The sequence below is a fragment of the Streptomyces endophyticus genome (assembly GCF_035798155.1).
Lineage (GTDB): Bacteria > Actinomycetota > Actinomycetes > Streptomycetales > Streptomycetaceae > Streptomyces > Streptomyces endophyticus.
Genome location: NZ_JAOZYC010000197.1, coordinates 26,629 through 36,684, shown reverse-complemented (window position 1 = coordinate 36,684; position 10,056 = coordinate 26,629). Strand labels below are relative to the sequence as shown.

The following is a 10,056-nucleotide window of genomic DNA, read 5'->3' as shown; positions in this document are numbered from 1 at the left end:
CGGCATCGGTGTGCGCGGCCGAGAGGAACCAGTTGTGCCAGGGGTGCAGGTACACGCCGCGCTTCGCCGCCGCCTCGACCCGGGCGCCGACCGGGACGACGCCGAAGCGGCGCTGCGCGCGGTGCCCGGCATGACCCCGCGCACCGCCGCCCTGATCCGCCTGCGCGCCCTGGGCGACCCGGACGTGGCCGTGCCCGACGACTCCATGACCGATGACGCGTGGCGCCCCTGGCGCTCGTACGCGCGCCAACACCTCACCGTAGAAGGACAGTTGTGAACACCGAAGACCGCACGACCTACTACACGACCCTGCCGAGTCCGCTCGGTGAGCTCCTGCTCACCGCCGACTCCTCCGGCGCCCTCACCTCCCTCTCCGTCCCCGGGCAGAAGGGTGGTCGGACCGTCGGTGAGGGATGGGTGCGCGACCCCGGGCGGTTCGCCGCGGCCGAGCGGCAGCTTGCCGCGTACTTCTCCGGTGAACTCAAGGAATTCGAGCTGGAGTTGAAGCCGGAGGGGACCGAGTTCCGGCGGCGGGTCTGGGACGCGCTCGACGACGTGCCGTACGGGGCCACCACCACCTACGGCGAGGTGGCCGCCCGCATCGGCGCCTCGCGCGCCGCGGTCCGGGCCGTCGGCGGCGCGGTCGGCGCCAACCCGCTGCTGATCGTGCGGCCCTGCCACCGGGTGATCGGCGCGGACGGCTCGCTGACCGGGTACGCGGGCGGCCTGGAGCGCAAGGTCGAACTGCTGACGCTGGAGGGCTCCCTCTGAGCGGGGGCCGCGCCGCGACTCAGCCCGCCTCCTCCTCCAGACCCCAGCTGTGCACCTTCCGCGGGTGGATCCGGATGACCTCCTCGCTCATGTGGGGCCCCAACTCGTGGGGCCCCACGAGGAGTTCGGCCTCGCCGCGGATGTCCACACCGCGCACCCGCCACGGTTTGACGCTCGCGATGTCGTCGACCACGAGCGAGACGTTCGGGTTGGACTCCAGGTTGCGCCACTTCTTGGTCGTGCCCATCGAGTAACCGCCGATCAGGATCGTCCCGTCGTCCTGCGGGAAGAAGCCGACGGGGTTGGCCTGCGGCCGCCCCTGCGGGTCGACGGTGGCCATCCGGCCCAGGCGCTGCGACGTCAGGTAGGCGCGTTCGGCATCGCTGAATTCGGTCATGGGGACAGCCAAGCACTCCGGCGGCCCGCGCACATCGGGACGGCGGCCCAGCCCGGCCCGGGACCGGAGGCCTACGTCCCCGGACCGAGCGCGACCGCCGCCGTGTACCCCCCGGGCATCGGCACGTCGCGCAGCGACCAGCCGTCCGGGGCGCCGGGGGAGGCGGCCCGTACGCCCACGTAGTCGCGGTCGGTACCGCGGGACAGGCCCGTGCCGAGGCCCTTCAGATAGGCCTCCTTGCGGACCCAGGCGCGGGCCACCGCGAGCCGGCGCTCCTCCGCTTCCTCGATGGCCGCCAGCTCCGCGCGCTCGCGCGGGTGCAGCACCGCAATGAGCTCCTCGGTGACCTTGGCCGAAGGCAGCTCCTCCACATCGGCGCCGACCGGCGCGGGGGCCAGCGCCACCAGGGCGAGGTCGCCGCTGTGGGAGAGGGAGAAGTGCGGGCCGGGCGCGTCCGCGAGGGCCGGCCGGCCGTGCGGACCGCCGCAGCCGGGGCAGGGAAGACGCGTGAACCGTACGTCGCCGGGGGCGCGGCCGAGCCGTTCGCCCAGGATGCCGCGGAGCGCGAGATGCGCGGCGACGTAGCGCACCCGGTGCCGGTCGAAGTGGAAGGCGGCGGCGCGGCGCGACTCCTCGGCGTCGAGGACGCCCGCGCCGTCCCCCGGCGGAGGGCTCCCCGGGTCCGTCGTGACGAGCCACAGCCGGACCGGCCCGGAAGCGGGCAACTCCCGTACGTTGTCCACGCGTCAGGCCTCCAGGTAGCGCAGGACCGCGAGGATCCGCCGGTTGTAGCCGGTGGCGCGCGGCAGGTCCAGCTTGTCGAAGACCGCGTTCAGATGCTTCTCCACCGCGCTCAGGGACAGGTGCAGACGCTCGGCGATGCCCGTGTTGGTGTGACCCTGCGCCAGCACCTCCAGGACGTCGCGCTCACGCGGTGTGAGCCCGGACAGGGAGTCGGTACGCGTGCTGCGCCCCACCAACTGCCGTACGACTTCCGGGTCGATGACCGCACTGCCCGCCCGGATCCGGTCCAGCGCGTCCAGGAACTCCCCGACCCGCGCGACCCGGTCCTTGAGCAGATAGCCGATGCCCTCGGCGCCGCCCGCGAGCAACTGCGCGGCATAGGTGCGCTCCACGTGCTGGGAGAGGACCAGCACGCCCGTCGACGGGCGCCGCGCGCGGATCTCCAGGGCCGCCCGCAGTCCCTCGTCGGTGTGCGTCGGGGGCATCCGGATGTCGACGACCACGACGTCGGGGGCGAGCTCGTCGACGGTGGCGGGCAGCGCGGTGGCGTCCCCCAGCGCGGCGACGACCTCGTGCCCCTCCTCCGCGAGCAGCCGCACCAGGCCCTCGCGCAACAGGGTCGAGTCCTCGGCGATGATCAGGCGCACGGCAGCTCCGCGGTCACGGTGGTGGGTCCCCCGGAGGGGCTGTCGACGCGCAGTCGGCCGTCGAGCGCCTCGACGCGTCCGCGCAGGCCGCTGAGCCCGGCACCGGCCGGATCGGCGCCGCCGGCCCCGTCGTCCCGCACGCTGACGGTCAACACGCCTCCCTTGAGGGCGAGTCGGGCCTCGACGCCGGTGGCGCAGGCGTGCTTGGCCGCGTTCGTCACGGCCTCGGAGACGACGAAGTAGGCGGCGGTCTCCACGAGTTGCGGCAGCGGCCCGGGTACCTCGTAGGTGAGCCGCAGCGGCACCGGGCTGCGCTCCGCGACGCCGCCCAGAGCCTCGCGCAGGCCCGGCCCGTCGAGCGCCGACGGGTACACCCGCCAGGCCACCTCGCGCAGTTCCGCCAGCACTCCTTGGGACTCCTCGTGGGCCTGGCGCAGCAGTGCCTCGGCCTGCTCCGGGGTGCGCCCCGGGCGGCGGGCCCGGCCGAGCAGCATCGCGAGCGCGACGAGCCGCTGCTGGAGGCCGTCGTGCAGATCGCGCTCGATGCGGCGGCGCTCCGCGTCGACGGCGTGCACGACGGCGGCGCGGCTGGTGGCGAGTTCGTCGATGCGGCGGCGCAGGAGTTCGCGCTCGGAGGGCCCGAAGGTGTCGCGGGCCAGCCGGGCGTCCAGCGCGTACAGGGAACGCAGGCCCTGTACGCCCAGGAAGAGGAGGGCGCCGCCCAGCAGGACCTGCCAGAGCAGTTCGGCGGGCCCGACCCGGCCGCCCACCAGGGCGGCGGCGAACACGGCGGCGAGGACGACTCCGAACCCGACCAGGGCGAGCGTGACGGCGGTGACCGTTCCGGCGTAGGCGCGGGTGGAGACGTAGCGAAGGACCTCGCCGTCACCGGGCTCGTAGTGCAGCGGGAAGCGGTCGCCGAAGCAGCCGGTGCGGCGGCGCCGGTCGAGCGCGGCGATCCGGCGGGCGCCCGCCGTCAGCGCGGCCCGTGCCCGGGGGCGGCTCCGCGGCCGGAGAAGGAAGGGGCCGAGCGCCGCTCCGGCGACGGCGAGGTACAGCAGGCCGGCGATCCCGGTGCCGCACCCGAGGAGTACGCCCGTCCCCCTGCGCCCCGCCCGCGTCCACCCCACGGGAGCCGAGCCTACCGGGGGACCTTCGGCCGACGCTCCCGGTCCCGGTGGCGGCCCCGGCCGCGCAGCCGTACGACCAGATACGCCACCAGCGCGACGAGCGCCGCACCGAGCACCACCTTGGAGATCACGCCCACGTACGTCCCCACCAGGTCCCACTGGTCGCCCAGCCAGTAGCCGGCGAGGATCAGCACCGAGTTCCAGACCAGCGAGCCGACCGCCGTCAGCGACAGGAACACCGGCAGCGGCATCCGTTCGACGCCCGCCGGGATCGAGATCAGACTGCGGAAGATCGGGACCATCCGGCCCAGCAGCACCGCCTTCGTGCCGTGCCGCTGGAACCACGCCTCCGTCTTCTCCAGGTCGGACACCTTCACCAGCGGCAGCCGGCCCCACAGCTCGTACATGCGGTCACGGCCGATGACCCGGCCGATCCAGTAGAGGACCGCCGCCCCGACCACGGAGCCGAGCGTCGTCCAGAAGAGGGCCGAGGCGAGGGATATCGCGCCCTGGCCCGCGGCGAAGCCGGTCAGCGGGAGGATGACCTCGCTGGGCAGCGGCGGGAAGAGGTTCTCCAGGGCGATCGCGAGCCCCGCTCCCGGGCCGCCGAGCACATCGACGAGATGGGCCGCCCAGCCCGCGATGCCGGTGGTCGGCTCCGCGGCGGCGGCCGAGGTCACGAGGTGCATACGAGGTCTCCAGGCAGGGGCGTCCCGGCACCGACGTCGCGGCACCGGAGATCCGGTACGTCCGAGGCTGCTGCCTCGACTCCTGTCCAGGCTAGGAACCGCGGCTCGTGGCCACTACGAGGGTAACCGTTTGGCAAAGTGCGGTGATCTGCACCCATGACCCCGCGGTTTTCCACGGGGTGCCGGGGCTCATCCCCAGATGACTGCGCCCAGCCAGGCCCCGACGATCAGCAGGCACGCGAACAGCTCCACCAGCACGTTCGAGCCGCCCGCCCGCATGGCCGTGCGCGTCGACGCGAGCGCGTCCCCGTGGCTCCCGAGCCGCAGCCGCTCCGATACGTAGATCCCGCCCATGAACCCCGGCACCGCCCCGATCACCGGCAGCACGCAGAACCCGATCACCGCGCCCGCGCCCGCCCAGAACTCCAGGCTGCGGGTCGCGCCCGCCTGCCGGAGGCGGCGCGGTGGCAGTTGCCAGCGCAGCACCTGGGAGGCCAGCAGGACGACGGTGGCGCCGACGAGGACACCCCAGGCCAGGCCGTTCGGGTCCCGCAGCGCCCACACGGCGACCGCGGCCCACACGAGCCAAGATCCGGGTACGCCCGGCACCAGTACCCCGCACAGGCCGAGCGCCATCACGGCGCCGACCAGGAGGAGTTCCCACGCTCCCATGTGCACAGGGTCCCCCAGGTGAGGCGAAAGCGCAGGTCAACGGAGTCTCAATGCGGACTCATCGGGCCACCCAGCCCCGTTCGTACGCATGCCACCCGAGTTGCAGACGCGTGGTCACGCCCGCCAGCTCCATCAGCCGTTTCACCCGTCGCTGCACCGTCCTGAGCCCCAGGTCCAGCTGCTTGGCGACGCTCGCGTCGGTCAGACCGGCGAGCAGCAGCGAGAGGATCTCCAGATCGAGGCCGTCGGGCCCCTCCGTGCCGACCTCCTCCACCTCGCCCGCCGCACCGAGGCGCAGCGGCAGCGCCTGCCGCCACACCGCCTCGAAGAGCCCGTTCAGCGTTTCGAGCAGCCCGCTCGCGTGCACCACGAGTGCGGCGGGCTCGGCGGCGTGCCGGGTCAGCGGCACCATGGCGAGCGCCCCGTCGGCGATCACCAGCTTCGTGGGCACCCGGTCCACGACCCGTACCTGCTCGTCCCGGCCGATCGCCGCCGACAGCTCCGTCAGGCCGGCCGGCATGGTGAGCACCTCGCGTTCGAGGACGACGCGGTAGCCGACGCCCCGCCTGACGGCCTGCTCCTCCGCGTCGTTCTCCGTGGCGGACACCGCGATCGGGTTGCCGGTGACGAGGGCGCACACCTCCTCGGTCGCGCCGAGCTGGATCTGCAGGAACCGCTGGGCCGCGGCCGCCGACCCGGTCACCACCTCGACCAGGTCGTGCGCGGCGGGCTCGGTGGCCTGTGCCCGGAACTCCGCGGCGAGCCGGGCCGCCGCAAGCTCCGCCTCGTCCAGCTCGTGCCGCCGCTGGGTGAGCAGCGCGCCGAGTGCGACCCCGGGCGGCGCCGCGACCCAGCGCCCGGGGCGCGCCGACGACTGGGCGGCGAGCCCGTGCTGCTCCAGGCGGCGCAGCGCGTGCTCGGTGTCGTGCTCGCCGCGGGTGAGCCGTCGTGCCAGGTCGGGGACGTCGGCCGCGCCCACCGCGACGAGCGCCCGGTAGGCCGCCTCGTGCCCCTCGTCCAGACCTATCGCGTGCAGCATGCGGCGATCCCCTCCCCAGTGAACCGTTCCAACACCCCCCCCGTGGCGGGAAACGGCCACGGCATGTTCCCGCCGCCTCCCATCTTCCCTGTACCGGGCATCACTCTGCCAATGTGGCGCCACCGCAGCACCAACACCCGCTGGGAATGCGGCCTTTGACCCGTATTCACCCGCGCTTCTACTTGGGGAGAGCGATGCGCCCGATATCGCGTGCGGCCCTGGGCACGGCGACCGCCGTCGTCCTGGGCATCACCGCGGCCGTTCCGTCCGGGGCCCTGGAGGGGAGGGACCCGGACGGCGGCCGGCCGCTCGTCGGCAGCTCCGCCGCCGCTGCCGCCGCCAAGGGCTCCGCGGTCACGGTCACGCTGGTCACCGGCGACCGCGTCGTCGTCACCACCGACGCCGGAGGACGGCCGAGCGCCGCTGCCCTGCCCGCCGCCGACGGCAGCACCCCGCTGCTTCAGACCAGGCAGTCCGGCAAGGACCTGTACGTCTACCCGGACAGCGCCGCGAAGGCGCTCGCCGACGGCCGCGTCGACGAGGAACTCTTCAACGTCACCGGCCTGATCCGGCAGGGGTACGACGACCAGCACAGCGCGACGCTGCCGCTCATCGCCACCTACGACTAGTCCGTCGACGTCGCCCGCGACGCGCCCGCCGCGCCGCGCGGCGCGAAGCGCGCCCTCGTCCTCGACCCGGTCGACGGCGTTGCCCTCAAGGCCGACAAGAAGAAGGCCGGCGACTTCTGGGACGACATCTCAAGTCCCCGCTCCCGCGCGGCCGGTGACCTGAAGAAGCTGTGGCTCGACGCCAAGGTGAAATCGCTGCTCGCCGACTCCACGAAGCAGGTGCACGCCGACGAGGCGTGGGCCGCGGGCTACGACGGCAAGGGCACCAAGGTCGCCGTCCTCGACACCGGCGTCGACACCGAACACCCCGACCTCAAGGGCCGCGTCGCCGAGTCGAAGAACTTCACCGACTCCGCCGACGCCGACGACCACCAGGGCCACGGCACCCACACCACGTCCACCGTCGGCGGCTCCGGCGCGGCGAGCGGCGGCAAGGAGAAGGGCGTCGCCCCGGGCACCACCCTGCTCAACGGCAAGGTCCTCAACGACGGCGGCTCCGGCGCCACTTCGTGGATCATCGCCGGGATGCAGTGGGCCGTCGACCAGAAGGCCGACGTGGTGTCCATGTCGCTGGGCAACCCGGGCGAGCTGGACTGCTCCGACCCCATGTCGCAGGCCACGCAGGAACTCGCGAAGTCATCGAAGGACACCCTCTTCGTCATCGCGGCGGGCAACTCCGGACCGCGCCTCAACACGGTCTCCTCGCCGGGCTGCGTGCCCGAGGTGCTCACCGTCGGCGCCGTCGACAGCGACGACGAGACGGCGAGCTTCTCCAGCCGCAGCCCCGTGCAGCGCACGCACACCCTCAAGCCGGAGATCGCCGCGCCGGGCGTCGCCATCAAGGCGGCGGCCGCGGGCGGCCGGGGCGTGTACGCGTACCAGTCCATGAGCGGTACGTCGATGGCGACGCCGCACGTCGCGGGCGCCGCGGCCCTCGTCAAGCAGCGCCACCCCGACTGGACCGCGCAGCAGATCAAGCAGGCGCTCGTCGCCTCCGCCGACGCCGACATCCCCGGCGACGTGCGGGAGACCGGCGGCGGGCGGCTCGACGTGAAGGCCGCCGTCGACCAGCAGGTCCTCGGCGCGGGCGCCGTGCAGGGCGGCACCTTCAACTGGCCGCAGGACAGCAGCGACCGCACCACCGTCCAGGTGCCGTACACCAACACCACCGACAAACCGGTGAAGTTGAGCCTCGCCGTCGACGGTGTCACCGGCAACGACGGCTCCGCCGTGAAGTCCTCGGTCGCCCGGCTCGGCGCACGCACGGTCACCGTCCCGGCGGGCGGCACCGCCCAGGTCCCGCTGAGTATCGACCCGACCGCGTACCTCAAGAAGGCCCAGTACGGCGACGTCACCGGACGTGTCCTCGCGACGGGGCCCGGCGGCGCGCACCTGAGCACCCCGTTCTCGCTGTACGTCCAGCCGGAGACGGTCACCCTGCGCGTCAAGGTCGTCGACCGCCGGGGGAATCCGGCCGCCGCCGGTTCCTCGCTCGACCTCATCGGCACCGACGACGCGTCCGGCGAGCGGCGCGTCAACGACGGTGCCGCCGACCAGACGTACCAGGTCAGACCGGGTGCGTACGCCCTGTCGGCGTTCGTCGCGACGCCGGAGACCGAGGGCACGCTGATCGAGTCCGCGACGTTCCTGGGGCGTCCGCAGCTGAACCTCACCAAGGACACCACCGTCGTCCTCGACGCCCGCAAGGCCCACAGGCTGAGCGTGAAGACGGACCGGGAGAGCGAGGTGCGCGGCGCCACCCTCGGGTTCGCCCGCACCTTCGGTGAGGACCACTGGCTGCACGCGGCGAGCATCCAGGGCTCGCGCACCGTGCGCGGCTACTACGCCGACGTCCAGGGCGAGGTCGGCGACGGCGACTTCGAGTTCGACAGCTTCTGGCGCGCGGCCGCTCCGCAGATCAGCGAGTTCGGGGTGGTGGACGGGCCATCACTGCATCCGGTGACCGGCTCCACGAACTCCTCGAACCTCGACGGCACGGGGACCTCCGAGGTCGTCTCCGCGGGTGCCGGAACGGCCGATGAACTGGCCGCCGCCAAGGGCAAGTTGGCGCTGGTGAAGCTGCCCAGTGGCGGCTCCCCGAGCACGGTCGCGCAGGCCGCGATCAAGGCGGGCGTCAAGGGGCTCGTCCTCTATCGGGAGGCCGCGGGCCGCTGGTACCCGACCACCGGCTTCGTCGGCGTGCCGATCCCGATGCTCGCGCTGGAGACGGCGGAGGGCACGGCGCTTGCCGGGCGGATCGCGGCCGGGACGACGACGCTCCGGTGGAAGGCGACGGCCAAGAGCCCGTACGTCTACACGCTCGCGTTCCCGGAGACCGGGCAGATCCGCGACGACCGCACCTACAAGGCGACGGACCGGAACCTCGCCACGAACAAGGCCACCTACAAGGCGATGGGCGCCGCCACGGACTACATCGACCTGCCGTCGGTGTCCCGGCCCAACGGCCTGACCACCTCCTTCGGTGACCTGGCCCTGGTCGCGGCGCCGTCCACCCGCACCGAGCTGTACTCGCCCGGCGCCACCGGGTACGGGCACCAGGTGTCCAGCAGCTTCCCGTGGGGCGAGTTCATGATCGACCCGGTGCGGACGTACGAGAAGGGCGAGAAGCGCACCGAGGAGTGGTACGGCGGCGCGATGGCCCCGACCGCGCCGCTCGACGACTCCGGCAAGCAGGCGCTCGCCGCGGAACGCCAGGGCAATCTGATCGGTGTCGCGCCCGGATTCTGGGGCGACGGCGAACACCTGGGCGTCCAGGGCTCGTTCGGCGACATCGGCAGCGTCGCGCTGAAGCGGAACGGCGAGCCGGTCGGCTCCAACGGCTGGCCGTACGGCGTCTTCACGGTCCCGGCCGAGGACGCGGCGTACGACCTGACCCTGAACACGATGAAGCTGAACGGCGGCAAGACCTGGCTGCGCTCGCCGCAGACCACGACGACGTGGTCGTTCCGCTCGCACCTGGAGGAGGACACCTACTCGCAGGGCATCCCGCTGCTCTTCCCGCGGACGACGTTCCCCGAGGACGACATGAAGACGCTCGCGGCACGGGACGGCCAGCAGGTCACCCTGACGGCGACGGGGCACGCGGGCTACGAGCCGGGCGCCCTGACGAAGGCCGCGCTCTCGTACTCGTACGACGGCGGGGAGACCTGGACCGAGGCGAAGACCTCGCAGCGGGACGGCAAGTGGACGGCGACGGTCGACCACGCGGGCGCCGCCGGGAAGCAGGTCACCCTCAAGGTCCAACTGACGGACGCGAAGGGCAACGCGGTCACGCAGACGGTGAACCGGGCGTACGACGTGCGTTAGTTCGGGCGCTC

At 73.2% G+C, this 10,056-nt stretch carries 8 protein-coding genes and 2 pseudogenes; 3 read left to right on the top strand and 7 right to left on the bottom strand.

Annotated features, from left to right (window positions below):
• Window positions 1-277, top strand: a pseudogene (locus OKJ99_RS40300) (3-methyladenine DNA glycosylase 2); the annotation flags it as partial.
• Entirely contained in the window at window positions 274-771 is a 498-nt protein-coding gene (locus OKJ99_RS40295; protein WP_326023465.1) for a methylated-DNA--[protein]-cysteine S-methyltransferase, read from the top strand. The pseudogene OKJ99_RS40300 and the gene OKJ99_RS40295, both read left to right, overlap by 4 nt.
• A 19-nt stretch (window positions 772-790) precedes the next feature.
• On the opposite strand, the gene OKJ99_RS40290 is transcribed toward OKJ99_RS40295, so the two are convergent.
• From OKJ99_RS40290 to OKJ99_RS40260, 7 genes are all read right to left on the bottom strand, one after another.
• Window positions 791-1,168 carry a PPOX class F420-dependent oxidoreductase gene (locus tag OKJ99_RS40290; RefSeq protein ID WP_326023464.1) on the bottom strand — a complete coding sequence of 126 codons (378 nt, stop codon included), beginning with the start codon at window positions 1,166-1,168 and terminating at the stop codon, window positions 791-793.
• 71 nt (window positions 1,169-1,239) lie between these two features.
• Window positions 1,240-1,911: a 4'-phosphopantetheinyl transferase family protein gene (locus OKJ99_RS40285; protein ID WP_326023463.1), complete on the bottom strand. Its 672-nt coding sequence runs from the start codon at window positions 1,909-1,911 to the stop codon at window positions 1,240-1,242.
• A gap of 3 nt (window positions 1,912-1,914) precedes the next feature.
• The gene (locus tag OKJ99_RS40280; RefSeq protein WP_326023462.1) at window positions 1,915-2,559 is read right to left on the bottom strand and encodes a response regulator transcription factor; all 645 of its coding nucleotides are present in this window, start codon (window positions 2,557-2,559) and stop codon (window positions 1,915-1,917) included.
• Window positions 2,550-3,689 carry a sensor histidine kinase gene (locus tag OKJ99_RS40275; RefSeq protein ID WP_326023461.1) on the bottom strand — a complete coding sequence of 380 codons (1,140 nt, stop codon included), beginning with the start codon at window positions 3,687-3,689 and terminating at the stop codon, window positions 2,550-2,552. Before OKJ99_RS40275 ends, OKJ99_RS40280 begins: the two co-directional genes overlap by 10 nt.
• Before the next feature lie 11 nt (window positions 3,690-3,700).
• Window positions 3,701-4,378, bottom strand: coding sequence for a DedA family protein (locus tag OKJ99_RS40270; protein WP_326023460.1), 678 nt, complete (start codon window positions 4,376-4,378; stop codon window positions 3,701-3,703).
• Between the two features lie 189 nt (window positions 4,379-4,567).
• Window positions 4,568-5,050 carry a DUF456 domain-containing protein gene (locus tag OKJ99_RS40265; RefSeq protein ID WP_326023459.1) on the bottom strand — a complete coding sequence of 161 codons (483 nt, stop codon included), beginning with the start codon at window positions 5,048-5,050 and terminating at the stop codon, window positions 4,568-4,570.
• 58 nt (window positions 5,051-5,108) lie between these two features.
• Entirely contained in the window at window positions 5,109-6,089 is a 981-nt protein-coding gene (locus OKJ99_RS40260; RefSeq protein ID WP_326023458.1) for a helix-turn-helix transcriptional regulator, read from the bottom strand.
• 194 nt (window positions 6,090-6,283) lie between these two features.
• Between OKJ99_RS40260 and OKJ99_RS40255 the strand changes: the two are divergent.
• Window positions 6,284-10,045 (top strand): annotated as a pseudogene (locus tag OKJ99_RS40255) (S8 family peptidase).
• Window positions 10,046-10,056: the final 11 nt, after the last annotated feature.

Coding starts and splice junctions, on each gene's coding strand:
- OKJ99_RS40270 (WP_326023460.1), bottom strand. CDS start 4,378: ATGCACCTCGTGACCTCGGCCGCCGCCGCGGAGCCGACCACCGGCATC.
- OKJ99_RS40260 (WP_326023458.1), bottom strand. CDS start 6,089: ATGCTGCACGCGATAGGTCTGGACGAGGGGCACGAGGCGGCCTACCGG.
- OKJ99_RS40290 (WP_326023464.1), bottom strand. CDS start 1,168: ATGACCGAATTCAGCGATGCCGAACGCGCCTACCTGACGTCGCAGCGC.
- OKJ99_RS40265 (WP_326023459.1), bottom strand. CDS start 5,050: ATGGGAGCGTGGGAACTCCTCCTGGTCGGCGCCGTGATGGCGCTCGGC.